At 62.5% G+C, this 25,882-nt stretch carries 23 protein-coding genes and 1 tRNA gene; 13 read left to right on the top strand and 11 right to left on the bottom strand.

Translation table 11 applies throughout. The features are described from left to right. Positions 1-648, bottom strand: a 648-nt coding sequence (locus tag GNZ13_RS42745) for a YbfB/YjiJ family MFS transporter (RefSeq protein ID WP_172176381.1), incomplete at its 3' end; no start/stop codon positions are given. Positions 649-766: 118 nt separating this feature from the next. Between GNZ13_RS42745 and GNZ13_RS42740 the strand changes: the two genes are divergently transcribed. Beyond that, complete coding sequence (locus GNZ13_RS42740; RefSeq protein WP_172176379.1) at positions 767-1,678, top strand: LysR family transcriptional regulator; 912 nt, start codon at positions 767-769, stop codon at positions 1,676-1,678. Positions 1,679-1,751: 73 nt separating this feature from the next. On the opposite strand, the gene alaS is transcribed toward GNZ13_RS42740, so the two are convergent. Then, entirely contained in the window at positions 1,752-4,376 is a 2,625-nt protein-coding gene (gene alaS, locus GNZ13_RS42735) for an alanine--tRNA ligase (RefSeq protein WP_172176377.1), read from the bottom strand. A 386-nt stretch (positions 4,377-4,762) separates the two neighbouring features. Here alaS and GNZ13_RS42730 point away from each other — a divergent pair, with 386 nt between their 5' ends. Beyond that, positions 4,763-5,983 carry a CaiB/BaiF CoA transferase family protein gene (locus tag GNZ13_RS42730; RefSeq protein WP_172176375.1) on the top strand — a complete coding sequence of 407 codons (1,221 nt, stop codon included), beginning with the start codon at positions 4,763-4,765 and terminating at the stop codon, positions 5,981-5,983. A gap of 95 nt (positions 5,984-6,078) precedes the next feature. On the opposite strand, the gene GNZ13_RS42725 is transcribed toward GNZ13_RS42730, so the two are convergent. Together GNZ13_RS42725 and ggt are read right to left on the bottom strand one after the other, a co-directional pair. After that, on the bottom strand, positions 6,079-6,639 hold the full coding sequence (locus GNZ13_RS42725) for an RBBP9/YdeN family alpha/beta hydrolase (RefSeq protein WP_172176373.1): 561 nt from the start codon (positions 6,637-6,639) through the stop codon (positions 6,079-6,081). 141 nt (positions 6,640-6,780) lie between these two features. Further along, a complete protein-coding gene (gene ggt, locus GNZ13_RS42720) occupies positions 6,781-8,535 on the bottom strand; it encodes a gamma-glutamyltransferase (protein ID WP_172176371.1) in 1,755 nt (584 codons plus the stop codon). A 460-nt stretch (positions 8,536-8,995) separates the two neighbouring features. On the opposite strand from ggt, the gene GNZ13_RS42715 reads away from it, so the two are divergent. Together GNZ13_RS42715 and GNZ13_RS42710 are read left to right on the top strand one after the other, a co-directional pair. Continuing rightward, the gene (locus GNZ13_RS42715) at positions 8,996-10,705 is read left to right on the top strand and encodes a glutamine--tRNA ligase/YqeY domain fusion protein (RefSeq protein ID WP_172176369.1); all 1,710 of its coding nucleotides are present in this window, start codon (positions 8,996-8,998) and stop codon (positions 10,703-10,705) included. 244 nt (positions 10,706-10,949) lie between these two features. Further along, the gene (locus tag GNZ13_RS42710; RefSeq protein ID WP_407945697.1) at positions 10,950-11,873 is read left to right on the top strand and encodes a transporter substrate-binding domain-containing protein; all 924 of its coding nucleotides are present in this window, start codon (positions 10,950-10,952) and stop codon (positions 11,871-11,873) included. An 86-nt stretch (positions 11,874-11,959) separates the two neighbouring features. Here the strand turns inward: GNZ13_RS42710 and GNZ13_RS42705 are convergent, their stop codons facing one another. Continuing rightward, positions 11,960-12,409 (bottom strand): NUDIX hydrolase, encoded by a 450-nt coding sequence (locus tag GNZ13_RS42705; RefSeq protein ID WP_172176367.1) that lies wholly within the window; start codon positions 12,407-12,409, stop codon positions 11,960-11,962. A gap of 82 nt (positions 12,410-12,491) precedes the next feature. Next, positions 12,492-12,881 carry an RT0821/Lpp0805 family surface protein gene (locus tag GNZ13_RS42700; protein ID WP_172176365.1) on the bottom strand — a complete coding sequence of 130 codons (390 nt, stop codon included), beginning with the start codon at positions 12,879-12,881 and terminating at the stop codon, positions 12,492-12,494. A 280-nt stretch (positions 12,882-13,161) separates the two neighbouring features. Between GNZ13_RS42700 and GNZ13_RS42695 the strand changes: the two genes are divergently transcribed. Next, positions 13,162-13,401 (top strand): hypothetical protein, encoded by a 240-nt coding sequence (locus GNZ13_RS42695; protein ID WP_172176363.1) that lies wholly within the window; start codon positions 13,162-13,164, stop codon positions 13,399-13,401. 56 nt (positions 13,402-13,457) lie between these two features. Here the strand turns inward: GNZ13_RS42695 and GNZ13_RS42690 are convergent, their stop codons facing one another. After that, positions 13,458-14,855 carry a cytochrome-c peroxidase gene (locus tag GNZ13_RS42690; RefSeq protein WP_236002427.1) on the bottom strand — a complete coding sequence of 466 codons (1,398 nt, stop codon included), beginning with the start codon at positions 14,853-14,855 and terminating at the stop codon, positions 13,458-13,460. A 326-nt stretch (positions 14,856-15,181) separates the two neighbouring features. Between GNZ13_RS42690 and GNZ13_RS42685 the strand changes: the two genes are divergently transcribed. Both GNZ13_RS42685 and GNZ13_RS42680 read left to right on the top strand, forming a co-directional pair. Further along, positions 15,182-16,762 (top strand): acid phosphatase, encoded by a 1,581-nt coding sequence (locus tag GNZ13_RS42685; RefSeq protein WP_172176359.1) that lies wholly within the window; start codon positions 15,182-15,184, stop codon positions 16,760-16,762. Between the two features lie 341 nt (positions 16,763-17,103). Beyond that, complete coding sequence (locus GNZ13_RS42680) at positions 17,104-17,487, top strand: DUF427 domain-containing protein (RefSeq protein WP_172176357.1); 384 nt, start codon at positions 17,104-17,106, stop codon at positions 17,485-17,487. A gap of 58 nt (positions 17,488-17,545) precedes the next feature. Here the strand turns inward: GNZ13_RS42680 and GNZ13_RS42675 are convergent. Both GNZ13_RS42675 and GNZ13_RS42670 read right to left on the bottom strand, forming a co-directional pair. Further along, positions 17,546-17,619 (bottom strand) — tRNA-Arg (locus GNZ13_RS42675). Positions 17,620-17,960: 341 nt separating this feature from the next. Continuing rightward, the gene (locus GNZ13_RS42670; protein ID WP_172176355.1) at positions 17,961-18,791 is read right to left on the bottom strand and encodes an undecaprenyl-diphosphate phosphatase; all 831 of its coding nucleotides are present in this window, start codon (positions 18,789-18,791) and stop codon (positions 17,961-17,963) included. 561 nt (positions 18,792-19,352) lie between these two features. Between GNZ13_RS42670 and GNZ13_RS42665 the strand changes: the two genes are divergently transcribed. The 3 genes from GNZ13_RS42665 (at position 19,353) to GNZ13_RS42655 (ending at position 21,636) form a co-directional block, all read left to right on the top strand. After that, positions 19,353-20,261, top strand: coding sequence for an aldose epimerase family protein (locus GNZ13_RS42665; RefSeq protein WP_172176353.1), 909 nt, complete (start codon positions 19,353-19,355; stop codon positions 20,259-20,261). Between the two features lie 183 nt (positions 20,262-20,444). Beyond that, on the top strand, positions 20,445-21,185 hold the full coding sequence (locus tag GNZ13_RS42660; RefSeq protein WP_172176351.1) for a peptidoglycan DD-metalloendopeptidase family protein: 741 nt from the start codon (positions 20,445-20,447) through the stop codon (positions 21,183-21,185). A 124-nt stretch (positions 21,186-21,309) separates the two neighbouring features. After that, the gene (locus GNZ13_RS42655; RefSeq protein ID WP_172176349.1) at positions 21,310-21,636 is read left to right on the top strand and encodes a hypothetical protein; all 327 of its coding nucleotides are present in this window, start codon (positions 21,310-21,312) and stop codon (positions 21,634-21,636) included. Between the two features lie 858 nt (positions 21,637-22,494). Here GNZ13_RS42655 and GNZ13_RS42650 read toward each other — a convergent pair. Further along, the gene (locus GNZ13_RS42650) at positions 22,495-23,235 is read right to left on the bottom strand and encodes a pentapeptide repeat-containing protein (RefSeq protein WP_172176347.1); all 741 of its coding nucleotides are present in this window, start codon (positions 23,233-23,235) and stop codon (positions 22,495-22,497) included. Positions 23,236-23,343: 108 nt separating this feature from the next. Between GNZ13_RS42650 and GNZ13_RS42645 the strand changes: the two genes are divergently transcribed. Both GNZ13_RS42645 and GNZ13_RS42640 read left to right on the top strand, forming a co-directional pair. Then, entirely contained in the window at positions 23,344-23,652 is a 309-nt protein-coding gene (locus GNZ13_RS42645; RefSeq protein ID WP_097389970.1) for a DUF2288 domain-containing protein, read from the top strand. Between the two features lie 49 nt (positions 23,653-23,701). Next, positions 23,702-25,036: an MATE family efflux transporter gene (locus tag GNZ13_RS42640; RefSeq protein WP_172176345.1), complete on the top strand. Its 1,335-nt coding sequence runs from the start codon at positions 23,702-23,704 to the stop codon at positions 25,034-25,036. An 89-nt stretch (positions 25,037-25,125) separates the two neighbouring features. Here GNZ13_RS42640 and GNZ13_RS42635 read toward each other — a convergent pair whose 3' ends face one another. Continuing rightward, complete coding sequence (locus tag GNZ13_RS42635; RefSeq protein WP_172176341.1) at positions 25,126-25,368, bottom strand: hypothetical protein; 243 nt, start codon at positions 25,366-25,368, stop codon at positions 25,126-25,128. Positions 25,369-25,442: 74 nt separating this feature from the next. On the opposite strand from GNZ13_RS42635, the gene GNZ13_RS42630 reads away from it, so the two are divergent. Further along, positions 25,443-25,631, top strand: coding sequence for a hypothetical protein (locus tag GNZ13_RS42630; RefSeq protein ID WP_172176343.1), 189 nt, complete (start codon positions 25,443-25,445; stop codon positions 25,629-25,631). Positions 25,632-25,882 lie beyond the last annotated feature (251 nt).

Genomic DNA, 25,882 nt, shown 5'->3' with positions numbered 1-25,882 from the left:
TGCCCCGCCCGTGGCAAGCACCGCGCCTCCTGAGGCGATATCGGTCACGGTCCCGAACACCGGCCAAACCATGATCGAAAGCACCGCCGCGATAAGCCCGAAACCGATCCAACCCGCCGTCGCGCCGTAACCGCCCGCAGCGCTGACCAGCAAGCCGGTCCCGACGATGCCCACGCCCGGGCCTGTGTAGATCACCCCGCTCCATCCGTGCGCGCCGAGTTCGGCGAGCCGCCGCAAGCCCCACTGCGAGGCGAACACGAAGGTCCAGGCACTGATCGCGCCGGCGGCAAAGCGCACGACCGCCCACACCCAGAATTGGCCTGTTACGCCCATTGCCAACGTCAGCAAAGCCGTCGCAACAAGCCCCACGCGCACCATGCGCGCCGGCTCGACCCGCAGCGCCGCGCACGTGAGCGCACCGACGAAATAGCCCGCGTAGTTGAACGACGCGAGCCAGCCGCCATGCTGGATATCGATCTGCGGCTGGCCGAAGGCGCTGCCGTGAAGCATCAGCGGCAAGAGCGGCGTGAACGCAAAACGTCCGATGCCGAGCACCACGGCCAAGGTGACCATGCAGGCAAGCGCCGCGCGGCGGGCGGCGTGACGTTCGGCAGGGGTGTCCTGCGCGCTGGAAGCGAGATCGTTCATGAGCAGACCGTAGATGAATTCGGGCCGGCGGTCACCGGCTTCTTCAAGCCATATTAGCTTGACCTTTCAATCACTAAAAATGAATAATTCGGATACCAACCATCGCCAGGAGAGAACCATGGATCTGGCCGCCTTGACCATTTTTCGTGCTGTCGTGCGCGAAAACGGCGTGACGCGCGCCGCTGCCAAGCTCAATCGCGTGCAATCGAACGTCACGACGCGCATCAAGCAGCTCGAGGAGCAACTGGGCACCGACCTGTTCATCCGCGATGGCCGCCGCCTCGTTTTGACGCCCGCTGGCGAGACACTGCTGCCCTACGCGGAGCGTCTGCTCGCGCTCGCAGACGAGGCGCGTCATGCCGTACGCGAGGATCGTCCGAGTGGGCGCTTGCGGTTGGGCACGATGGAAAGCGTCGCGGCGACGCGTCTGCCGGGCTTGCTCGCGCAGTATCACCAGCAGTGGCCGGATGTCGCGCTGGAACTCGAAACCGGCACGACCGGCAAGCTGATCGAGCGGGTCCGCGAATTCGAAGTGGATGCGGCGTTGGTGGCGACCCCGCCGGATCCTGCCGCGCTCGGTGAATTGTTCGAGACGGTGCCGGTTTTCCGCGAGGAGCTGGTGATGCTGTCGCCGCGGGGTCATCGGCCGATTCGCGAAGTGCGGGATATTGCTTTATCGACGCTGATCGCGTTCGAGCGTGGGTGTGCTTACCGGGCGTACATCGAGAAGTGGTATCTGGAGCATGGGGTGAGGCCGGCTCGCGTTTTGGAGCTCGGCTCGTATCATGCGATCGTGGCTTGTGTCGCCGCCGGCGCGGGGGTGGCCGTGGCACCGCGATCAGTGCTCGATCTGCAAACCGATGCGAGCAATATCGCGGTTCATGAGCTTCCCGATATTGGCGTGATTGAGACGCTTCTGGTCTGGCGACGGGGGCATTTTTCGTCCGCTTTAAATGCCCTGAAGCAGACGCTTATGGCGCGGGACGATTCCGCAGGTTTGCCTGCGACTGCAGCGGTGGGCGTGTCTTGATTTTGTGTTGATTGTGGGTTGATCGCGGGACGCAAAAACCACCAGCGCCCCGCGTAGCCCAATCAAACCCGAATCAAAGCTGGGCTTCGACCCAACCCTTCACGCCTGCCAGCGCCGCAGGCAGATTCGCCGGCTCGGTACCGCCAGCTTGCGCCATGTCCGCCCGCCCGCCGCCCTTGCCACCGACTTGCTGTGCAACGAAGTTGACCAGTTCACCGGCCTTGACCTTCTTGCTGGCGTCCGCCGTCACACCGGCAATCAGACTCACCTTGCCGCCCTCGACCGACGCCAACACGATCGCCGCGCTCTTCAGCTTGTCCTTCAGCTTGTCGACAGTCTCGCGCAGCGTTTTCACGTCCGCGCCCTCGAGCGTTGCAGCCAGCACATGCACGCCGGCCACTTCGATTGCCTGACCGGCAAGCTCGTCGCCCTGGCTCGAAGCCATCTTCGACTTCAATGCGCTCAGTTCCTTCTCCAGCGACTTCACCTGATCCTGCACCTGCACGATCCGCTGCGTCAGCTCCGACGGCTGTGCCTTCAACACGGCCGCAGCCGCATTGATCCGCGCGTCGAGATCCTGCACGAAGCGCACGGCGTTATCGCCCGTGATCGCTTCCACGCGACGGATACCGGCAGCCACGCCGCCTTCCATCACGATCTTGAAGAGTCCGATGTCGCCCGTGCGATGCACGTGCGTACCGCCGCACAACTCGCGCGAGAAACCGAGGTCGAGCACGCGCACTTCGTCACCGTACTTTTCGCCGAACAGCGCCATCGCGCCGCCCTTCACCGCTTCGTCGAACGGCATCACGCGCACAATGCCCGGCGCATTCGCCAGCACTTCCTCGTTGACGATCGCTTCGACCTGACGGATCTGCTCGTCGGTCATCGGCGCGTTGTGCGCGAAGTCGAAACGTGTCTTGTCCGCGTCGACCAGCGAGCCCTTCTGCTGCACGTGCGAGCCGAGCACTTCGCGCAGCGCCTTGTGCATCAGGTGGGTGGCCGAGTGATTGCGCTCGGTGCGGGCACGACGCACCGCATCGATTTCCGCCTTCACGACGTCGCCGACTTTCAGCGTGCCCTGCTCGAGTGTGCCGTGATGGCCGACCACGTCCGCCTGCACCTTCAGCGTATCGCTTACCGCAAAGCGCACGCTCGCGTTAGCCAGCACGCCCTGGTCGCCGACCTGGCCGCCTGACTCTGCGTAGAACGGCGTGTGATCGAGCACGACGACCGCCTGCTGGCCGTTGCTCACTTCCTTGACCGACGCGCCGTCGACATACAGCGCGATCACTTTCGCGTCGTCAAAGATGATTTCTTCGTAGCCGTGGAACGTGGTCTTCGCGCCCGAGTATTCGAGGCCCTGCGCCATCTTGAACTTGCCCGCCGCGCGAGCCTGTTCGCGCTGACGCGCCATCGCTTCGTCGAAGGCGGCCTCGTCGACCGTCACTTCGCGTTCGCGGCAAACGTCTGCCGTCAGATCGAGCGGGAAGCCGTAGGTGTCGTGCAGCTTGAACGCGAGTTCGCCGTCGAGCGTCTTGCCGCCCTTCGCTTCCAGATCGGCCAAGGCGCTTTCGAGAATCGACATGCCATGCTCGATGGTCTCGAAGAAGCGCTCTTCTTCCTGGCGCAGCACGTCGGTCACGCGTTGCTCCGCGTCCTTCAGTTCCGGATAAGCGCCGCCCATTTGCGCGACGAGGTCCGGCACCATGCGGTGGAAGAACGAACCCTTCTTGCCCAGCTTGTAGCCGTGGCGGATCGCGCGGCGCACGATACGGCGCAGCACGTAGCCGCGGCCTTCATTGCCCGGAATCACCCCGTCGACGATCAGGAACGAGCAGGCGCGGATGTGATCGGCAATCACCTTCAGCGAGTTGTTCGTCAGATCGGTCACGCCGGTTTCGCGGCCCGCAGCCTTGATGAGCGCCTGGAACAGGTCAATCTCATAATTGCTGTGCACATGCTGCAGAACCGCGGCGATACGCTCGAGACCCATGCCCGTGTCGACGCACTGCTTGGGCAGCGGCGTCATGTTGCCTTGCGCATCACGGCTGAACTGCATGAACACGAGATTCCAGATCTCGATGTAGCGGTCGCCGTCTTCCTCAGGCGACCCCGGGGGGCCGCCCCATACGTCCGGGCCATGGTCGTAGAAGATTTCCGAGCACGGGCCGCATGGCCCGACGTCGGCCATCTGCCAGAAATTGTCTGACGCGTAGCGCGCACCCTTGTTGTCGCCGATGCGGATGATCCGCTCGACCGGCACGCCCACTTCCTTCGCCCAGATGTCGTGCGCTTCGTCGTCTTCGTGATAGACGGTGACCCACAGCTTGTCTTTAGGCAGCTGGTACACGCCCGTCAGCAACTCCCACGCGTAGTGGATCGCGTCGCGCTTGAAGTAGTCGCCGAACGAGAAGTTGCCCAGCATTTCAAAGAACGTGTGGTGACGCGCGGTGTAGCCGACGTTTTCCAGATCGTTGTGCTTGCCGCCGGCGCGCACGCTGCGCTGCGCGGTCGTGGCGCGCGAATACGGACGCGATTCCGCGCCGAGGAACACATCTTTGAACTGCACCATTCCCGAATTGGTGAAGAGCAGTGTCGGGTCGTTGCCGGGCACAAGGCTCGACGAGCGAACGATCGTATGGCCCTTCGATTCGAAGAACTTGAGGAATTTCTCGCGGATTTCGGCGGCTTTCATAGCGTGCGGGGACGGTCCTGGCTGTTACCGGCTGCATCGTGGCGATGCGCCAACTGATTGTTTCTTAAACGACTGATTATACGGGATCGGCGCCCGCGCGCGGCGCGTGCCCCATACCGTTAGCCGTCCGGCCAGGTTTGGCCGGGTCGCGAGCGACCCGGCAAGGCACGCCGCGCGTCCTATGCCGTTCGGCTGACTGCGCCGCCGCGCGGGAATCGCTTAAGATTGCCCACATCCGCGGCGGCATGCCCGCCGCGTCACCACCCACAAACCTTGCATGGGACCGGAGTAAGTGCTTTGCATGGGACCAGAGTAAGCGCTGAAGCGTTAACTCTGGTCGACAGCTAAAGCGCTAACTCCGGTCGACATAGGAGACATTGAAGAATATGGGCGCTCTCAGTCATATCCGCGTGCTGGATCTCACACGCGTGCTCGCCGGGCCCTGGTGCGCACAGACGCTCGCCGATTTCGGCGCCGACGTCATCAAGATCGAACGGCCCGAAGTTGGCGACGACACCCGCCACTGGGGGCCGCCGTACCTGAAAACACCGGAAGGCGCCGACACGCGTGAAGCCGCCTATTACCTCGCGGCGAACCGCAACAAGCGCTCGGTCACCGTCGATATCGCTTCGCCCGAAGGCCAGCGGATCATCCGCGAACTGGCCGCGCAAAGCGACGTGGTGCTGGAGAACTACAAGGTCGGGCAGTTGAAGAAGTACGGCCTCGATTACGTGTCGCTCAAAGAAGTGAAGCCCGATCTGATCTACTGCTCGGTAACCGGTTTCGGGCAAACCGGGCCGTATGCGCAGCGCGCCGGTTACGACTTCATCGTGCAAGGCATCGGGGGCTTCATGAGCATTACCGGCGAACGCGACGGCCAGCCGGGCGGCGGCCCGCAAAAGGCCGGCGTCGCGATTGCCGACCTGATGACCGGCATGTATTCGACCATCGCCGTGCTCACGGCGCTCACGCACCGCGACCGCACGGGCGAAGGCCAGTACATCGACATGGCGCTGCTCGACGTGCAGGTGGCCATGCTGGCCAACATGAATTCGAATTACCTGGCGAGCGGCCAACCGCCCGTGCGCTGGGGCAATGCGCATCCGAACATCGTGCCCTACCAGACCTTCCAGACCAGCGACGGCTGGATCATCGTCGCGGTCGGCAACGACGGCCAGTTCCGCAAATTCGTCGAAGCAGGCGGCCGCCCCGAACTCGCCAGCGACGAGCGATTCGCGACCAACCCGGCTCGCGTGCGCCACCGCGACATGCTCGTGCCGATCCTCGCCGACATGGTGCGCCTGCAGGGCAAGCAGCAATGGATCGCGGCGCTGGAAGCGGCCGGTGTGCCGTGCGGGCCGATCAACGATCTGGGCGAAGTGTTCGAAAACGAGCAGGTGGTGGCGCGCGGCATGCAGGTCGATCTGCCGCATCCGTCGGGCGGCACGGTCAAACTGGTGCGCAATCCGATCAATATGACCGGCACGCCACCTGAAGCGCTGTCCCATCCACCAATGCTCGGCGAGCACACCGACAGCATCTTGCGCGACGTGCTGGGCTATGACGAGGCTCGGATTGCCACGCTGCGGGAGCAATCAGTGATTTGAGGCCGGCTTGGGCGGCGCCGGTTTTCAGTGACGCTAGCGACGATGACACGCTGCAGCCTGCGCCGAACGCCCGCCGGATCAGCGCAAATGAGGGCTCACCGCCGCTCGCCCAACGTAGCCAGCCAGCGGCGCCCCTCGTCCCAATCGGCGAGCCCGCTGTCGGCATTGATGTGGCCACGCGGCCCGATATCGATCCAGCGGCTGCCCCATGCGCTCGCGCAACTTTGCGAGAACGGCACGCCGCCGTACGGATCGTCGCTGCTCGCCACAACGATGCTCGCGAACGGCAAGCGCGTAAGCGGCACCGGCGCGAAACCGCTGGCATCCGGCGGAAAATGTGACCCGGACGGATCAGGCACCGCCACCAGCAACGCGCCCGCCACCTTCGCGAGCTGGGCAGCGCTCGCGTACTGCGACGCCCAGAAGGCGGTCGTCAGGCAGCCAAGGCTGTGCGCGGCGAACACCACTGGCGAGTCGGCTGCGGCCACCGCGGCATCGAGTGTGCGGCACCACTCGTCGCGTGCCACACGGTCCCAGTCCGACATCTGTACGCGCACGAAGGCGGGATCGAGCGCTTCCCAGCGCGTCTGCCAGTGCCCCACGCCGGAATTCTGATAGCCCGGCAGCACGAGTACGTTTAGTTTTTGTCCGCTCATCGCTTTCCCCGTTGTAGTTCGTTTTTCAAGTGCGCTTTTCGAGTGCGCTTCTCAAATGCGGCAATCAAGTGCGCATCTGCAATACGTATCCGCAGCCGGCTTCTGCAATTATTAGCTTCGCCGGGCCGAAGAAGCCACGCTTCAAGGCATCACGCGGCCCACGCCAACGCCGCGCGGATCGGCCGCCGGTTCAGGCGCCGCCCCTTCGACGCGAATCATCTGCACGTCCCCATTGAACGACTGCCCTTCCAGCGTGTAGCCCACAGCTTTCAACTGTTCGGCCAGCTCGCCCGTGATCGGATGGTAGGGCTCGAAATAGATCGTCTTCGGCGGTAACAACTGGTGATGGAATCGCATCGCGGCCAAAGCGTCGGCAGGCGGCATATTGAAGTCGTACAGGTTGGTCATCACCTGGAAGATCGACGTGAGGATTCGCGAGCCGCCAGGCGTGCCGATCACTAGCGAGACCTTGTTGTCCTTCAACAGGATGGTCGGCGTCATCGACGAAAGCGGCCGGCGCCCCGGTGCCACCGTGTTCAGCTCGTCAGCCGTTGGGCCGGACGGGCTGGCGACAGCCGGTTTGGTGACGAAGTCGTCCATCGCATCGTTGAGCAGGAAGCCGCCGCCGTCCACCACCACGCCGGAACCGAAAGACCCGTTCAGCGTGTAAGTGTTCGACACGGCGTTACCCCACTTGTCGACCACCGAAAAATGCGTGGTTTGCGCTTTTTCCGGCAGCGCATCGCCGAGGCCTCCTTTGACGGGCGTGGCGCCCGGCACTTCGTCGGGCTTCACTTCATCGGCGCGTTGCGCGAGGTAGGCGTCGTCGGTCAGTTTGTCGATCGGCACCTTGTACGAATCGGGGTCGCCGATGTATTGCTGGCGATCGGCGAACACGCGATCTTCGATCTGCGCGATCAGATGGATATACGGCACTGAATTCAGCTCGAGGCCATCAAACGCCTGCTTCAGATCGGCTTTCATCTTCAGCATCTGGATCAGTCCGACACCACCCGAACTCGGCGGCGGTGCGGTCACGACCTTGTAGCCGTTCCAATCGGCGGTGAGCGGTTGGCGCCAAACGGCCTTGTATTGAATCAGGTCCTGCTTCGTGACCAGACCGTGGCCGTACATCTGCTGGGCGATCAGATCCGCGGTGCGGCCTTCGTAGAACTCCCGGCCGCCGTCGCTGGCGATGCGCGAGAGGGTTTGCGCGAGTTCAGGCTGGCGGACCATCACGCCCGCCTTCAGGTTCGAGAAGTAGGCGTCGAAGTTGGTCTTGCCGGCGAAATTCTTCGCCACCGCGTCATGGCTTTGCTGCAACCACGGCTCGACCTTGAAGCCGTCGGTGGCGTAACGGATCGCGGGCGCCAGAACCTGCTTCCACTTCAGCTTGCCAAAGCGCTGCTGCGCTTCCCACATGCCCTCGACGGTGCCCGGCACACCCACCGCGCGATGGCCGACGAGGCTCATGCCCGGCACGAGGTTGCCTTTATCGTCGAGGTACATGTCGCGGGTCGCCTGTTGCGGCGCGCGCTCGCGGTAATCGAGAAAATACGGCTTGCCGTCCATGAACACCGTCATGAACCCGCCGCCACCAATGTTCCCCGCATCCGGACAGGTCACGGCCAGCGTGAAGGCGATCGCGACAGCGGCGTCCACCGCGTTGCCGCCGGCGGCGAAGATCTGCTGCGCGGTGTCGGCGCTGTAGCGATCCGGCACGGCCACCGCCGACGCGTCCAGCACGGCCTTGGGCGGTGGCGTTTTCGCTAGCGCAGGGGCCGGCGCGACGAAGCTGCCGGCGAGCGCGGCGAACACGGCCGTGGCCGTCACGATTCGGGCAAAAGACAAAGAGGCGAAAGGCGCGCGAGGCGCGTCATGCGACGGGACGGACATCCGAGAAACTCCGGGAACTATTGACGCCATGTTGCACGAACGGAAAGCGTCTATGCAAGGCGACCCAATGGGTGAGGCGGGCTGCACGTCAGGGCGCGGAGCGCAATCCAACAGATTGAGCGGGGCGCGGATGGACAGCATGGCCGCCCGGCGTGCGCCGCACGGGCGCAAAGCGGCGCCGGGGAAAAAATCAATGGGCGAACATGCTGCCTGTGCGCGGCGCGTGGAGAGTGCGCCGCCCGCATCCTAAGACGCCGGCGCACGCGTCAACAAAACGTTTTACCTCCTGTTACAGCAGCTTAAACACAGCTTGCAGCATCCCGCCTGCCCCCAAAAACCGGTCGAAACCGCACAAACGTTGGCTGCGCGCCGCACTCGCCTGCCGCGAGCGAACGCGTCAGGTAGAATTGACGGATAAGCGGGCGCATTGCGCGTCCCCGACCGACTTTCACCTTCTCGCATGAATACCGAACGCAACGACGCGCCAGCGGCATCCAATTTCATCCGCAACATCATTGACGAAGACAACCGCACCGGCAAGTGGGGTCAGCGTGTCGAAACGCGCTTTCCGCCTGAGCCGAACGGCTACCTGCACATCGGTCACGCCAAGAGCATCTGCCTGAACTTCGGCGTGGCGCGCAGCTACGGCGGCGTGTGCCATCTGCGCTTCGACGATACGAACCCGGAAAAGGAAAGCGTCGAGTACGTCGACTCGATTATCGACTCCGTGCGCTGGCTCGGCTTCGAATGGGAAAAAGAGGGCAAGGAACAGCTCTACTTCGCGAGCGACTACTACGACAAGCTGTACGAATTCGCCGAACTGCTGATCGAACGCGGCAAGGCATATGTGGACAGCCAGTCGGCCGAAGAAATGCGCGCGAACCGCGGCTCGGCCTCCGAGGTCGGCACTCCGTCGCGTTTCCGCGAGCGTTCGGTGCAGGAAAACCTCGACCTGTTCCGCCGCATGAAGGCCGGCGAATTCAAGGAAGGCGAGCACGTGCTGCGCGCGAAGATCGACATGTCGTCGCCGAACTTCAACATGCGCGACCCGGTCATCTACCGCATCCGCTTTGCGCATCACTACCGCACCGGCGACACATGGTGCGTGTACCCGATGTACGACTACACGCACTGCATCTCGGACGCGTTGGAAAACATCACGCATTCGCTGTGCACGCTCGAGTTCGAAGACCACCGTCCGCTGTACGACTGGATTCTGAACGAGCTGGCCGAAGCCGGAATCTTCACGCGCCCGCTGCCGCAACAAATCGAGTTTTCGCGCCTGAACCTCACCTATGCGATCACCAGCAAGCGCAAACTGCTGCAACTGGTGACCGAAGGCCATGTCGAGGGCTGGGACGATCCGCGCATGCCGACCATCGTCGGTGTGCGCCGTCGCGGCTTCACGCCGGAAGCGATCCAGTTGTTCTGCGAGCGCATTGGCGTCACCAAGGTCGATTCATGGATCGACATGAGCGTGTTCGAAGGCGCGCTGCGCGACGATCTGGACGAGAAGGCGCCGCGCATCGCGGCTGTACTCGACCCGCTCAAGCTGATCATCGACAACTTCCCTGAAGGCGTGACTGAGCCCTGCAGCGCCCCGTTCCACCCGCATCATCCGGAACAGGGTGTCCGTGAATTCCCGATCTCGCGCGAACTGTGGATCGAACGCGACGACTACAACGAAGCGCCGCCGAAGGGTTACTTCCGCCTGTTCCCGGGTAACAAGGTGCGCCTGCGCTACGGCTATGTGATCGAGTGCATCGGCGCGGACAAGGACGAGAACGGCAACATCGTCGCAGTCCACTGCAACTACTTCCCGGACAGCAAATCGGGCACCGAAGGCGCGAACACCTACAAGGTCAAGGGCAATATTCACTGGGTCAGCGCGGCAGGCGCGTGCCCGGCCGAAGTGCGCATCTACGACCGTCTGTTCAAGGAACCGCAGCCGGACGCCGGTGGCCGCGACTTCCTCGAAGCGCTGAATCCTGATTCGAAGCGCGTGGTCAACGCCTACCTGGAACCGGGTGCGCGCGACGCGTTGCCGGAACAGCGCTATCAGTTCGAACGCCATGGCTATTTCGTGGCCGACCGCGTCGATTCGAAACCGGGCAAGCCCGTGTTCAATCGCATCGTCAGCTTGCGCGACAGTTGGGGCAAGCCGGCGTAAGCTGAGGCAATTACAGCGCGAAGCTCATCTGAAGTTGCGCATCTGACGTTAATTACGGCGTGCATTTCGTGAGCGGAATGCACGCCGTTTCGTTACATCATGTTCCATCGACATGTGACAGCGCGGCCTACATGCCAGCGCCAGTCCGGGAGGCCTGATGAGAGTTGCAGCCCACCGCGGGGCGAGAGTATGGGGGAGCACAGCACAAGGCACGCGTCACACGCGTACCGTTCCTGCTACACGCATGACCCGCGCCGCACGCGTCGCACAAAGCATGCGTTGCGCACTCGTCGCGCTGGTCGCGTTCGGCGCGGCGGCGCTCGCCTGCCCCGCTCATGCGGAAGAACTCACCGGCACGCTGAAGAAAATCCACGACGACGGCGTGGTCGTACTCGGCGTGCGTGAAGCGTCGATTCCCTTCTCGTACTTCGACGGCAAGGGCACGGTCGGCTACTCGCAAACCATCGCGCTGCAGATCGTCGACGAAATCAAGAAAACGCTCGGCCTGCCGCAATTGAAGGTGCACGAAATCACGGTAACTTCGTCAAATCGCACGCCGATGTTACTGAACAATCAGATCGATCTGGAATGCGGTTCGACCACGCACACGGTGGAACGCGAAAACGTGGCCGCCTTCTCGAACAGCTTCTTCCAGTACGCGGTACGCATGATCGCTCGCAAGAGCAGCGGTATCACGGATTTTCCGGACCTGGCCGGCAAGACTGTGGTGACGACCGCGGGCACCTCCGACGAGCGCCTGCTGCGCCGCCTGAACACCGAGAAGCACCTGAACATGCGCATCACGAGCGCGCGCGATCATCTGGAAGCATTCACTGCGCTCAAGGATGACCGGGCGGTGGCCTTCGTGATGGACGAGCCGATCGTGTACGGATTCAAATCGACCGACCCGCACCCCGAAGACTTCGTGGTGACCGGCACGCCGCTCGGCTACGAGGTTTACGCCTGCATGTTCCGCAAGGGTGACGAGCCGTTCCGCATGCTTGTGAACGGGGTCATCGCACGCGGCCAGACTGCCGGCGACGCGGAACGTCTGTATAACCAGTGGTTCACGCAGCCGATTCCGCCGCACGGCATCAATCTGAATTTCCCGCTGTCGGAGCAGAACCGAGCGCTATTCGCGCATCCGAACGACCGCGCACTCGACTGAGCGCGTCGGCAGCGCGGGCGTTGCGGTTGCGGTTGCCGGTGCCGCTTGGTGCTGCCAACGCCGCAGCCAAAACGACACCTCCGCCGCTATAGCATCCGATGCAGTTCCACGAGCGAAAGCGTGGTCTGAAAGAGCCGCGTGAGACTGCGGCTCGCGTACCGCTCGACTTCGTCCGGCGCGGCCCAGCGGTATGCGTCCATTTCGGGAATCAGTGTGCCGTCAGAACGGCGCGGAAACAGCGACGTGCAGGTGCACGCAGTCAAATCGAGTTCATCGGCAGTGGCACGCGCCGCGAACAGATGCAAATCCTTGTCGCGCCGGTAGACGAATAGTCCGAGATCCTTCAGACGCTCGGGCTCGATCACGATACCGGTCTCCTCGACCATCTCGCGCAACGCCGTGACGTGAGGCGCCTCGCCCTCTTCGCCGTGCCCTTTCGGAACGTCCCAGTGAGACGTTTCGGTGGCGTGCGCAAGCAGCACCCGCCCGTCCGGGTCGAGCAGTACGACGCCGCACGAGACGACCCGTGCGCTCATCGCCGCAGCGCGCCGCAAGGACGCACGGCTTCAGGCTGCGCCGCCGGCAAGTCGGCGCGCATTGTCATACCGGCCCGCACGTTCAGTGCTTTTTCTGCAATTGCCAGTCGCCGCTGCCCTGCTTGCAGAACTGCGGACGCAGGCTCACCGACTGCCCTTTCGCATTCAGTACGACGCCGACGTCGCGGCAAGTGCGCTCGCCGTCCTTCGCGGTGCTGGCCATGGTAATCGTCGCGTCGATCTTGACGCTGTTGCCGGTGCCTTCGTTGACCCAGCTCGCGCTTTCGCCGTCCTGCTTGTCATTCAAGGCGGCGAAGACGGTGTCCTTGATCGAATCGACGTCGCGTTGCTTCATGTAGCTGATCGGCGTGTCGTTCAGAAAACCAAGGTTCGCAGCTTGCGCGCCGATGGCGCCGCCAAGCAGCAGGCCACCGACGGTCAGGTGAAACAGGGCACGGGTTCGTATCGACATGAAGGGTTCTCCTCGAAGAGTAATTCGGCGGTCTCGAGCGCGTTCACCGCGGCTCGTGATCTGGACCCCAAAAGCATAGCATGTCGTCCTCGAGGTGACCGCCGGGATGCTGCCTCGCAGCGACCCGCGGCAGCCTGCAGCTTCCGATTCCCGCCAGCGGGAACGAACCGGCTCGACGATTGCTCAGACTTTTTAGGACGCGTCTCATGTTTTCTTATGAAACGTCTTCTTAAGATAGGCCTGTTGCGCTACCGCGCTGATCAAGCTTCCACGCCGCCTTATGGATATCTCGTTTGCTCTCCAAACCTTCGCCGTCGCGCTCGCCATCTTTTGCGTCGCGCTTATGCCTTTCGCCATCGGCCGCGATCCCGGTCTTGCGCGGCGCATCGTGCAAATGGACAGCCTCCCCCGCCCACGCTGGCCGAATCTGCTGACACGCGTTGGCACTGCGTGCCTCTTGATGTCGTTCGCACTGCTGCTCATCGGCTGCTATTACATCCTTGCCGGCGCAGGCAACTGACCAAGCCCGCGGCGGCACGTGCCCCCTCAACCGGCTGCGCAGCGATCGCCCGGCGGTCAATTCGTGGTCGCGCTATTTCCCGCTTTAGCTCCTGCTTTATCTCCCGCCTTATATCCATCCGTGAGCGTATTCAAAAACGCGACCACGTCCTTGATTTCGGCCTCGTCGAGCGCCGGCTTGTCAGCCGGCTTGCGATCGAACGGCGGCTCGGTATTCAGATTGGCCCAGTAACGCTGCGGCAGATCGTCGAACTTCTGCACTTTGCCCTTCGAGACCGGATAGAACTTTTCCGGATTCGTGTCGCGTTGCGCATAAAAGCGCACCACCTGATCCAGCGAATGATAGATGCCGTTGTGGAAGAAGCTCTTCTTCAACGCGACATTGCGCAGCGTCGGCGTGCGGAAGATGCCGCAAAACTCGGCGCGGCCCTTGAGATCGGTACGCTCCGGCCCACATGCGCCGAGGTCGTAAAAATGCGGATCGCGATTCACGGGCAGCGCGCGGTTGCGCGGCACGCCGATCGCAATCAGTCCAAAGTCGCTGAACTGCGGCGGCGCGCCGTCCATGGTGCGCTGGCTGATGTGGCAGCTCGCGCAATTACCCTTCTTTTCGTCGTTGAAGACTTGCAGACCGTGTAGCTCTGCCTGGGTCAGTTGTGCTTTGCCCGCCAGATACGCGTCGTACTTGCTGGTGTACGGATAAAAAAGCTCGGGCGTCTGCTCGAAGGTTTCCAGCGCTTGAAGCACGGCTTTGAAGGTGGCGTCGTCGCTATCGAAAATATGCTCGCCAAATGCCGTGCGGAAAGCATCGGCATACGGCGCGGCCTTCGCCGCCGCCGTGACCTTCGCCGGTGTGCTGCCCATTTCGAACGACGACAGCAGTGGAATGCGCGCCTGGTCCGAGCCGCGGTCGACCCGGCCGTCCCACGTCAAGCCGCCGGTCGGCCCGGCATCCACGCTTTCGTCGCCTTCGTCGTCCGACTCGTGGTAGTGCTCGGCGAACGCCGGCACCGATTGCAGGTACTTGAGCGTCGGCGCGGCGCGCATGCCGGTGCGGTGCATGTCGCTGCCGCCCAGTTGTACCGACAGCGAATTCGCCGGCGAAAAGCCGTGATCGGGACTGTGGCACGATGCGCACGCCAGCTTGCCCGAGCCGGACAGCGACGCGTCGAAGAACAGTTGCTTGCCCAGCGCCGTCATCTGCCGCACGGACTCGTAGACTTGTGCGCGGGTCTGGCCGGCGTCATGAGCGGCCACTTTGACGGTAGAGGGCGCGACGGGATCGGATACAGGCGATGCACTCGCTCGAGCCTCGACGCCCGCATTGGTCCTGGCGTTCAGATCCGCCTTGGCTTTCACTTGCGCGTTGCCGCTTGCATTCGCCTTGCCGCCCGCGTCTGCCTTGCCCCCCGCTGCCGACGAGCCTGCATCGCACGCTGCCAAGGTCATGGTCATTGCCGCGAGCACCATCCACAGCATCGCGCCTATACCTGCCGGCCGCCGCGCGCCCTGCAGCCCCCGCGGCTGAACCGCCGTTTTCCGAATCCCCGTAAGCCCAAGACGCATATGAATGATGTGAGTTTGCGATATTGAAGTCCGCGAGCGTATTTCATCGACATGTCGTTTAAATGACATATAGCCGACGGAAATCACGAAACACAAGCAATTCGTAATTAATTACATCTTTCTGTCAAAAACCTTCTTCAAACTTTCGCTCGCGGCCATCCGTGTCAGCAATGCACCCGGCCCGTCCCCAACGCGAGAGAGAGAACACATACCCAATGAACAAAAAACTGATCTGCGCGGCGCCTATCGCGATCGCAGCAGCGCTGAGTCTGTATGCGTGTGGCGGCGACAATATCACCGCGCAACCGGACATCACGTCGATCAAAACGGTCGTGGTGATCTACGCGGAGAATCGCAGCTTCGACAATCTTTACGGCAACTTCCCGGGCGCCAACGGTCTGCAGAACGTGACGGCGGCGAGCGCCACACAGGTCGACCGCAACGGCACGGCGCTCGCCACGCTGCCGCAAGTGTGGAACGGTCTGACGCAAACCGGCGTGACGCCGGTGGTGACGCAAGCGATGACGGCCAACCTGCCGAACAGCCCGTTCGCCATCGACGACCCGAACGGCTTCAACACGCCGATCACGGCCACGACGCGCGATCTGTATCACCGCTTCTATGAAAACCAGATGCAGATCAATGGCGGCAAGAACGACAAGTTCGCCGCGTGGGCGGATTCCGGCGGCCTCGTCATGGGTCACTACACGCTCAACGCCGACAAGCTGCCGTTGTGGAAGATCGCCCAGCAATACACGCTGGCCGACAACTTCTTCATGGGCTCGTTCGGCGGCTCGTTTCTGAATCACCAATGGCTGGTTTGCGCGTGCACGCCGACCTATCCGAATGCGGACAAGAGCCCGGCAGCCGGCTCGATCTCGGCTGTCGAAAGCGACGGCGTCACGCTGAAGCTTGCGACCAACTCGCCAGCTTCGGCGCTGAGCGGCCCGCCGAAATACGTGCTTTCGGGCAACCTGACGCCTGACTTCTACGCGATCAACACGATGCAGCCGCCGTATCAGCCGAGCGGCAACAAGGCGGCTTCGGGCGGCGACGCGAATCTCGCCGATCCGACTGCGGCCACCACGCTGCCGGCCCAGACGCAACAACACATCGGCGACCTGCTGAACAACGCGAAGGTCTCGTGGGCGTGGTACGGCGGCGCGTGGGGCACGGCGGTGTCGGCGGCGCAAACCGGCACGTCGAACGTGATCTACGGCGCGAATCTGACGGCGCCGAACTTCCAGCCGCATCACCAGCCGTTCAACTATTTCGCCGATCTCGCGCCGGGCTCCGCGAACCGTTCGCAGCATTTGCTCGACGGCGGTCTGGCAGGCTCCGAGTTCATCAAGGCGATCGACAGCGGCACGCTGCCGCAAGTGTCGTTCTACAAGCCGCAGGGCAACCTGAACGAGCACGCTGGTTACACCGACGTCGCGTCGGGCGACCAGCACATTGCCGACGTGATCTCGCATCTGCAGAAAAGCCCGCAGTGGAACAACATGCTGGTGGTCCTGACGTATGACGAAAACGGCGGCTTCTGGGACCACGTGGCGCCGCCGAAGGCCGACCGTTGGGGTCCGGGCACGCGGATTCCGGCGCTGATCGTCTCGCCGTACGCGAAGAAGGGTTTCGTCGATCACACGCAATACGACACGACGTCGATCCTGCGCTTCATCACGCACCGCTTCTCGCTGCCGACGCTGCCTGGCATCGCCACGCGCGATGCTGCGCTGGTCAGCAACGGCAGCAAGCCGATGGGCGATCTGACGGCCGCGTTGAACATCAGGCAATAAACGAGAAAAAAACGCGGCCGGCGATGAACGGACGGCAACAAGCGCCCGGAAATTGAGCGGCCGACGTTAAGCGGTCCGCGATTCGCAAACAGACAAAATCAGTAAGCAACAGTCCGTCTGATGATGGGACTTTGACGGGGCAGCTTCGGTTGCCCTTTTTTGTTTTCGTCGCGTGGAGAACAAGACGGCGCACGCGACTCGTCATAGACCCAAGCAGCGACACAACGCGTTTTCATGACCAGCGTATGCTTCGATCCAAGGCGCGATCGTTCCTGTCGATGACCGCTGAAACTCTCAGCAACGTCTCGCAGGCTTGCCCACCCATTCAGGAGTTCGACAGCATGACTGAAAAAACCATCAAGGTCCCCGGTCCCGATCATCCGATCACCGTCGAGCCGGACAAAGCCCGTGTGGTGGTCACGGTAGCCGGCCGCGTGATCGCGGATACACGCAATGCGCTTGTTCTGCGTGAGGCGTCGTATCCGCCGGTGTATTACATTCCGCGCAACGACGTCGAGATGACGCTGCTGGAACGCACCGATCACACGACCTATTGCCCATATAAAGGCGATTGCGCGTACTACAGCATTCCGATTGGCGGCGAGCGGGCAGTGAATGCGGTCTGGACCTACGAGTCGCCCTACGCGGCGGTGAAAGAGATCGCTCAGCACCTGGCGTTCTATCCGAACCGGGTCGATTCCATCGATGTGCAGCCGGCGGGATGAACGGCAAGACGCGCATCGCAGCGGTGAGGCTTCGATACGCGGCGCCAGGCATTTGAAGTACGGCAGGAGGGACTCGAACCCCCCACCCTCGGCTTAGAAGGCCGATGCTCTATCCAGCTGAGCTACTGCCGTAATGAAGTGAGGCGATGCTACACGAACGTGTATAACGTGCATCGCCCGCAATGAGAACCCGTATCGGGCATTTGGAACCTGTGCAATATCACTGCCACACGGTTCGTGGGATACCGAAATTCTAACTGACCGGGCCGCAGACTGTGGAAATCTGATCCGGTGCGCGGCAACCCTGATCGCCCGTCACCCCGTCGTATCACAAGCGTCACAAAACAAACGGGCCCGGCGAGTTGAGCCGGGCCCGGATTATAACCGATCGCTTGTTACCCGCTAGTTGCCCGCTAATCACCCGTCAGCGGCACGTCAGCATTCAGCGGACAGTGCGGGCCTATCGAACGCAATCAGACCGGCTGCGGATGCAACATGAACCAGCCGAGGAACACGACCCCCGCGATCACGCAGTACACGCCGAACGAGGCCAGACGTCCGCGGCCTTCGAAATAGCGCATCAGGAAACGCACGCTCAGGTACGCGGCGATTGCGGTCAGCACGCCGCCGAGCAAGGCATCGGCGAGTTGGCCCGGCGCATGGAACAGTTTCGGCAGTTCGAGCACGCCGGCCGCGAAGATGATCGGCGTGCCGAGCAGGAACGAGAACTCGGCGGCCTTCTCAGTCGTCAGGCCGGCCGCATTGCCGGCGATCATCGTCAGGCCGCTGCGCGAGAAGCCCGGAATCAACGCGCCGATCTGCGCGAGACCGACGAAAAACGCCTGGCGGACGGTCAGCTTCTCCGGCGGCTGATGCGCGCGCGAACGCTGCAGACGATCGCCGAACCACAGCAGCACGCCGTTCACGATCAGCGCGATCGCGACGATGCGCAGATCGTGAAAAATCCGCTCGAGGCGCTTCTCAAGGATCAGCCCGACGAGGCCCGCCGGAATCGTGCCGATGATGAGCGCCCACATCATGTGCGCGTTGTCATTGCGACGGCCGCCGAACGAAGCGAAGAAGCCGCTCACCAACTCGTACCAGCGCTTGCGGAAGTACCAAAGCAGCGCGAACGCCGTACCGAGATGCAACGCGACGAGGAACGGCAGCAACTGCGGCGCATGCTTGTCGATATGCATACCGAACAGTGCGGGCACGAGCAGCGTGTGGCCGAGGCTGCTGACCGGGAACAGTTCGGTGACGCCTTGCAGCACGCTCAGGAAAATTAGAAACGACAGGTTCACGCGGCGGTCCTTGTAAGGAAAATGTCGGGGAACAGCGCGCCGCGATAGAAAATAGACGGCGCGTCAAGGTCAAGAGCGCACCGATTATGCCTGGCTGCAAAGTCAGCGCCAAGCGTTTGAACCGCATTCGGGGAAATATTGATGCGCTGCGTCACAACTTGAAACCGTTGTTACGCCGCAGAAAAAGAAATGGGGCGCCGCCGGCGGCCGCCCTTCCATCATGAGGAATTCGATGCGCCGGACGTGCGAAAATCATGCCAGGCTCGCGTCGACGGCCCAGCAGAAAATGAAACAGGTGCCTGGATCAGCGCTCGAGCTTGTAGAAGAAGTAGACGGTGCTTGCCGCGAACATGCCGAACAGCGCCACACCCATTGCCATTGCGAGATCCATAACACCTCCTGAGCCGATCTCGCCCGGTCATCAAAGTTACCGGGCAGTCAGCGGATTATCAGCAAGGATGGGGCTCCTCCGACACCCGCAATTTCCCGAGAAGGGTTTCCCCGTAGCGGAAAGCAGCGCAAAATCGTTCTCTCGCGACTTTATCAACCACCCCATCGACCATGCCCCTCTCCCCGCAACAGGACATTCTCGAGATTGCCCAGGACGCCTCCGTGCTTCGTTTTGCGCCGCAAGCCGGTGGCCGTCTTTTGTCGTGGACCATCGACGACGAAGAGGTGATTCATTGGCCCGAGCACGCCGACTGGAGCCAACCCGCGAGAATTCGCGGCGGCAACCCGCTGCTGTTTCCGTTTCTCGGCCGGCATCGCGTCGACGGCAAGATCGGCTACTGGCGTGACGCACAAGGCACGGTCCGCGAATTGCCGATGCATGGTTTTGCGCGCGACCTGCCCTTCGACGCCCACGCCGACGTGCACGGCGCCGGCTTGCGCATGACCCTCACCGACAGCGACGTGACACGCGGGGGCTATCCGTTCGGATTCCGTTTCGAAGCGACGTACCGGCTTGTCGATACGCATACGCTGGAAGTCACGTTAAGCACCGCCAATACCGGCGACACGCGGCTGCCCTACTATGCAGGCCATCACTTCTATTTCACGCTGCCACACACGCAGCGCGTCGAGACCTCGCTAGAACTACCACGCACCGAACGGTGCTATCAGCAGGACGACGGCTCGATCAGCGCGGCCGAGCCGGGCGAGAAGCGCTACACGCTCGACGAGGCGCGCATTCACGACCGCTTCCATTGCCTCGTTGGTGCGCCGGACCAACCCGTGCGCTTGGTCGCACCCGGCCTGAACCGGCTCATCACGATCGATCTGCAGCGGCCGGACTCGGTGCCCTGGTACGCGGTCACGACATGGACGGAAGCCGCGAACTCAGATTTCTACTGCGTCGAGCCGTGGCTGGGTCTGCCGGATGCGATCCACAACGGCATGGGACTGCGCTGGCTCGAACCGGGACAAACCGAGACCGCTGCCCTGCGTATTAACGTCAGCAAGCCGCGCTGACTGCAGGTTTTCCGCGCATCGCAACGTGATGGGTTACGCGGCGTTTCGCCGCGTTTCCGCCGTGCGCGCCGTCCTCTGCGTCCGCTTTTCGGATGCTGCAGCGCAAAACCGTTAGAATCGGACGCTTTGCATCTACCTGCCGCGTGATCGGGATCGGCGCGTGGCAGCGCTTTGCGAGGTCCAATGCTTAACACTACAAGAATGATGAAACGGTTCGCCTGCGCGTCATTGCTGGCGGTGCTCGCCGCCTGCGGGTCCGCTCCGGTGGGGCCGGGCTTTTACCGCGTCGAACGGGGCGATACGCTGTCGAAGATCGCGCGCAGCAACCGGCAGTCGGTGCAAAGCATCGTGCGCTGGAATAACCTGGCCAACCCGGACAGCATCGAGGTCGGGCAGGTATTACGCGTCACGCCGCCGGGTAATGCGGCGTCCACAGGTGGTGCCGCGGGTGGTGCCGCAGGTGGTGCGATACGCAGCAGCGGCGCAGGAAGCGCAAGCGCTTCGGCTGCGCCGCGCCCGGCTCCCGCCGACAGCGCGCCGTCGTCCGCACCGGCTTCGACGATCTCACTGGTGTGGCCGGCTGACGGCACGGTGATCCGGGGCTTCGACGGCGCCAATTCGAAGGGCATCGACATTTCGGCGGCAGCGGGCACCCCGGTGGTTGCCGCGGCGCCCGGCACGGTGGTCTATGCGGGTAACGGCTTGCGCGGTTACGGCAATCTGTTGATCATCAAACACAACGCCGAGTATCTGACCGCCTACGCGCACAACCGCGCGCTGCTGGTGAAGGAAGGTCAGTCGGTCGCCCGCGGCGAGAAAATCGCCGAAATGGGCGACACCGACACCGATCGGGTCATGCTGCACTTCGAACTGCGCTATCAGGGCCGCTCGATCGATCCGTCGCGGGCGCTGCCGGCGCGCTAGCCGCCCAGCCTCAGGCACGCGCCCTGCAGCAGTCGAGGGAACCGGGCGTGCTATAAAACGTTCAATCCTATGTATGACGTGGCTTCGCGCCACGTCTTCCCTGTTTATCTGTAAGGAATCTGCAATGAAGAGCGCATTGGCGTCCTTAACAACGGCCGCAGCGATTGGCCTCGGCCTGCTGACGCTCGGCAGTCTCGGCGGCTGTTCCAGCACCACCACCATGACCTATCTGCCGAGCGGCGATACGGGCTTTGCAATCAATTGCAGCGGCAGTGACGCGAGCTCCAGTTGGGCCGAGTGCTACAAGCGCGCGGGCGAAGTCTGCGGCAACTATGGCTACGACGTCGTTTCGAAGGACGTCGACAACGGCGCCACCTCGGGCGGTTCGATCGGCGGGATTTTCGGAGCGAACGTCAAGAACCGGTCGATGGTGATTCGCTGCAAGCAGTGAAGGCGGAGCAGCAACGCAATAACGCAAGGCGCAGCGCCGCTCGAGCTAGCGGCGCCGCCAGCGTCCGGAGCGCGGATCGATGCGTGCGGCGAAGGCGAACAGCACACCGAGCGCAATCGGCCACATGCCGAGAAAAATGATCAACCAGGTCATGAACGGCGGAAAGAAAAGGTAACTTTTCGTGATCTGCGCCGCGCGTGAATCCGCAGTGACTCCGAATTGAATCTGCAATGACGGGCAGAAAAAAAAGCCCGGCACGAGGCCGGGCTAACGGGGGTTCGGCGCATATCGGCAAAGGACCGGTTCACCATGCGCCAGAACCGAATCTAACAACCCGCTTTTACAAGTGCAATCTATTAATTTCGCGAACAATGTGCCGCGGCGTACGGAATCCGCGTTACGTGAAGGAAAATGTCTGAAATAGGCTGGGCAAATACCCTTATCGCACTCCGTACGAAACACCATATTAACGGCGGGCGAAAACCCCACGCGCCGCCCGCAATTCCTTATGAATCAAACACCTGCCCGCACGACACTGGAAAGGCCTGACGAAAACCATTGGGCCGATTCCTGCTAACCGCGCCCAGTATGATCCGGACGCTTTATGCATTGCGAACCTTTAGTGCGCCAGCGCACCATACTGATGTATTAGCAGATATTGAGCGACGCGAATAAGCAGCCGCATTTCCTCACAACATATTCGCGAATAGCGAATAAATAAAAATCTTCAGATCAACTGACAAATTGTGAAGTTTAAAATCGACTGCTGTTAATGAATTGATAAATCGGATGATAAGCGCATGCATCCATTCGTTCAAGCTGGCCGAATGGCTAAAACCGGCCAGCTAGAAACAGCGATCACATGACTCGCAGACCCAGTTCGGTCACGAGCACCGCCGCCTGCTGATGCGAAATCGTCGCGCCTTTGAAAAGCGCCGCATCGACGAGCCGCACGCCGCTTAGGTCAGCCTCGCGCAGGTCCGCGCCGTCAAAGCGCGCGCCTTTCAGATGGGCATCCTTCAGACTGCCGCCGTCGAAGATAGCCTCGCGGAAATCGACACCGGCCAGATCGGCGTCGGAGAAATCGAGTTGCTGGAGCGTGGCCTTGCGAAACGACAGGCCGCGCAAATGCGCACCCACCAGCAAGGTTTCGACGAAGCTCAAACCGAGCGCCGTGCAGGCTTCGAAATTGGCGCCAGTCAGCTTGCAGCTGTGAAACAACGCCGAGGCAAGCTTGGCGCGCCGCCAGCTGGTGTTGTTCAGATCGCTCGACTGGAACGCCGCGTCGACCAAATCGGCCGACGCGAAATCCGCCTCGCGCCCGCGGCAACGGACCCAGCGGGTGTGCGACAGCGTCGCGCCGAAAAACGACGTCTCGACGATCGTGCAACGATGAAATTCAGCGCCGCGCAGATCGAGTCGCGACAGATCGGCGCCTTCGAAATCGCAGTCGGTGAAATGGAGCGATTCTCTATTCCCCGCCTGATTTGCCGCGCTGTTCGCAGCGATGAGGCGCTCCACGTCGATGCGCGTGAGTGTGGCGTTGGTCACCACGTGTGCTTGTGCGCCCGAAGCCGGCGCCGTTGAATCCAGTGACATGAAGGTTCAGAATGAATTTCGAAAGACCTCAAGCGTACCGGAACGCGCGTCGCCCTGGCGGTCCGCGCCGATGGTTTATAGTAACGGCCCCGTCAGAACCCGCTTACGATGACTTCCAACGACGCCACTCATAGCCCGCTGTACGCCAAGCTGCTCGCCGAAACCGCCAAAATCGGCTGGACCGAACTCGAACGCTTTTTCGCACGCGGCATCCTGCTGCGCGTCGCGCGCGACATCGATCTGGTGAGCGTCGCCGAGGCCATCGCCAGCGACGACACCACGCAGGTCACGCAATGGCTGTCTTCCGGCCTCGTCGAACGCGTGCAGGCGGAAACCGCCGCCGATTTCGCCGCGCGCGATCCCGATCTGTGGGCGGTGGTCGTCTCGCCATGGGTGTGCGTGCAGGAACGTAATTGAACGACAGTGCGCGCGCCCCGGAGGAAGTCCCCTTGGGGGCGGCGCGGCCGTGACGTCACCCGCCGTCCCTGTGCGCTGGCACCGTCGGGTGCTGACGCTGGCGTTCCCAATCGTCCTCGCCAATCTCACTCAGCCGATTCTCGGCGCGGTCGACACCGCCGTTGCCGGCCATCTGGACGGCGCGTCCTATCTCGGCGGCGTAGCGCTCGGCGGCCTGTTCTTCAACTTCGTGTTCTGGGGCTTCGGCTTCCTGCGCATGGGCACCACCGGCCTCGTCGCGCAAGCGCACGGCGCGGGCAACCATGCCGAGTCGCGCAACAACGTCGTACGCGCGCTGTTGCTGGCGGCGGCGATCGGCGCAGCAGTGCTTCTGCTGCAAGTGCCGCTGATCGGCTACGCGTTGCGCGCGATCGGCGGCAGCGACGCGGTGCAGCGCCACGCGCAGATCTACTGCCACGCGCGCATCTGGGCTGCGCCGCTCGCGCTCGGCAATTATGTGGTGCTCGGCTGGCTGCTCGGTACGCAGAAGGTGCGGCTCGCGCTGCTCTCGCAAGTGTTCATCAACAGCGTGAACATCGCAGCGGTGCTGTTGTACGTGTACGTATTCGATTGGGGCGTGGCCGGCATCGGCGCGGCCACAGCCACGGCCGACGCGCTCGGCTTCGTACTCGGCGCGGCCTTGTTGTGGCACGGCAGGCCGCGCGGCCTGCCTGCGCTGAACCGCGCCACCCTCTTCGACGCAGCCGCGCTCAAGCGTCTGGTGGTGCTGAATCGCGATATCTTCGTGCGCACGCTCTGTCTGCTGTCGTCGTTCGGCTGGTTCGCGCATCTCGGCGCGCGGCAAGGTGACGCCACGCTTGCCGCCAACGCGCTGCTGCTCAATTTTCAGACCTTCATGGCCTATGGACTCGACGGCTTCGCGCATGCTGCCGAAGCGCTCGTAGGAGCTGCGATCGGCGCGCGCGACCGGCACGCTTTCGCACAGGCCATCAAGGTGACGGCGTTGTGGTCCGCGCTCGGCGCACTGGGCTTCTCGCTGGTGTACTGGGGCACGGGCTCATGGATCATTGAAGGTCTGACCAATCAGGCCGCCGTGCGCGCCACGGCCGAGACTTATCTGCCATGGGCCGCGCTCTTGCCGGTGATTTCCGTGTGGGGTTTTCTGCTCGACGGCGTGTTCATCGGCGCCACTCGCACGCATGAACTGATGACGTCGATGGTGATGTCGTTTGCGGTGTTCGTCGTGGCTTCGTGGGCCTTGCTGGCGCTGTACGGCAATCACGGTTTGTGGGCCGCGATGCTGATCTTCATGGCCGCTCGCGGCATAACGCTCGCGCGCTTTTTGCCAGGCGTCGTGCGAGGCATGGCAGGCGTGGCCGCCTAGCTCTTGCTTCGGCGCCCGACGTGCATGCGCCGTGTGTTTTTGTCTTAGGAACGCGCGCGTTGTGCTTCGCTTTCATTCCCAGCCGGCACTCAGGGCGCGGGCGCCATGACAGGCGGCCGGTCGTCGGTAGGTACGCCGTGGTAGTCGACAGGATCTTTCGGCGGCGGCCCGCCATGATGCCCGGAAGGATCGTTGGCACAGCCGGCGAGTCCGGCAGCCAGCATCAACGCAATCAACAAAACGCGGTTCATAGACTCTCGATACAGAATGACAATAGCGGCAACGAAGCGCCGAGAGTCTACCTGCAATTCGCATTCGACGATGCCGCGCAAGGCATTCTCCCTCCTCCCATTTTGTTACGCGTGAGCTACTATAAAGGCACGGTTACGTGTCATAGGAGACTGCCATGGACGCTGAATCGATCGCAGGTCTGATCGGACTTGCAATAGGTCTGCTCGTGCTGCTCGCCTTGTCGATTTTTGAGGCGAGGACCTACAGACGCGAACACGACGGCGAAGGCATGCTGCATCACTGGATCGCACACCAGCACATGCCGCACTTGAACATGCCGCACTGGATGCGCCGCCGGCATTGAGGGGATAAACCGGCGCGTCGCCCTGCAAGAAGGCAACGCGCTGACCATCGACGGTGCGCTTGCCGCGCTTGCCGAGCGCGCCTTGACGCGCCACTTTGTCGTGTCCGCTGCCGACGTCTGAGGCCCAGCCCTTTCAAGGTCTTTGCGCGACAAACCTGGTAACCTGGCGACCTGTTCAAGGACGACGGGTACGAAGGGATGTTTGACGAGGTGATGAAGCGTTTCGAGCAGCAGGCACCGGTATGCGTGAT

The sequence above is a fragment of the Paraburkholderia elongata genome (genome assembly GCF_013177735.1).
Classification (GTDB): Bacteria; Pseudomonadota; Gammaproteobacteria; order Burkholderiales; family Burkholderiaceae; genus Paraburkholderia; species Paraburkholderia elongata.
Note: the sequence above shows the minus strand (reverse complement) of the source record. Positions and strands in the feature narration are given on the sequence as shown.

What these genes read in the sequence shown, in the direction of transcription:
- GNZ13_RS42740 (WP_172176379.1), top strand. Translation starts at nt 767, where the DNA reads ATGGATCTGGCCGCCTTGACCATTTTTCGTGCTGTCGTGCGCGAAAAC.
- alaS (WP_172176377.1), bottom strand. Translation starts at nt 4,376, where the DNA reads ATGAAAGCCGCCGAAATCCGCGAGAAATTCCTCAAGTTCTTCGAATCG.
- GNZ13_RS42730 (WP_172176375.1), top strand. Translation starts at nt 4,763, where the DNA reads ATGGGCGCTCTCAGTCATATCCGCGTGCTGGATCTCACACGCGTGCTC.
- GNZ13_RS42725 (WP_172176373.1), bottom strand. Translation starts at nt 6,639, where the DNA reads ATGAGCGGACAAAAACTAAACGTACTCGTGCTGCCGGGCTATCAGAAT.
- ggt (WP_172176371.1), bottom strand. Translation starts at nt 8,535, where the DNA reads ATGTCCGTCCCGTCGCATGACGCGCCTCGCGCGCCTTTCGCCTCTTTG.
- GNZ13_RS42715 (WP_172176369.1), top strand. Translation starts at nt 8,996, where the DNA reads ATGAATACCGAACGCAACGACGCGCCAGCGGCATCCAATTTCATCCGC.
- GNZ13_RS42710 (WP_407945697.1), top strand. Translation starts at nt 10,950, where the DNA reads ATGACCCGCGCCGCACGCGTCGCACAAAGCATGCGTTGCGCACTCGTC.
- GNZ13_RS42705 (WP_172176367.1), bottom strand. Translation starts at nt 12,409, where the DNA reads ATGAGCGCACGGGTCGTCTCGTGCGGCGTCGTACTGCTCGACCCGGAC.
- GNZ13_RS42700 (WP_172176365.1), bottom strand. Translation starts at nt 12,881, where the DNA reads ATGTCGATACGAACCCGTGCCCTGTTTCACCTGACCGTCGGTGGCCTG.
- GNZ13_RS42695 (WP_172176363.1), top strand. Translation starts at nt 13,162, where the DNA reads ATGGATATCTCGTTTGCTCTCCAAACCTTCGCCGTCGCGCTCGCCATC.
- GNZ13_RS42690 (WP_236002427.1), bottom strand. Translation starts at nt 14,855, where the DNA reads ATGACCATGACCTTGGCAGCGTGCGATGCAGGCTCGTCGGCAGCGGGG.
- GNZ13_RS42685 (WP_172176359.1), top strand. Translation starts at nt 15,182, where the DNA reads ATGAACAAAAAACTGATCTGCGCGGCGCCTATCGCGATCGCAGCAGCG.
- GNZ13_RS42680 (WP_172176357.1), top strand. Translation starts at nt 17,104, where the DNA reads ATGACTGAAAAAACCATCAAGGTCCCCGGTCCCGATCATCCGATCACC.
- GNZ13_RS42665 (WP_172176353.1), top strand. Translation starts at nt 19,353, where the DNA reads ATGCCCCTCTCCCCGCAACAGGACATTCTCGAGATTGCCCAGGACGCC.
- GNZ13_RS42660 (WP_172176351.1), top strand. Translation starts at nt 20,445, where the DNA reads ATGCTTAACACTACAAGAATGATGAAACGGTTCGCCTGCGCGTCATTG.
- GNZ13_RS42655 (WP_172176349.1), top strand. Translation starts at nt 21,310, where the DNA reads ATGAAGAGCGCATTGGCGTCCTTAACAACGGCCGCAGCGATTGGCCTC.
- GNZ13_RS42650 (WP_172176347.1), bottom strand. Translation starts at nt 23,235, where the DNA reads ATGTCACTGGATTCAACGGCGCCGGCTTCGGGCGCACAAGCACACGTG.
- GNZ13_RS42645 (WP_097389970.1), top strand. Translation starts at nt 23,344, where the DNA reads ATGACTTCCAACGACGCCACTCATAGCCCGCTGTACGCCAAGCTGCTC.
- GNZ13_RS42630 (WP_172176343.1), top strand. Translation starts at nt 25,443, where the DNA reads ATGGACGCTGAATCGATCGCAGGTCTGATCGGACTTGCAATAGGTCTG.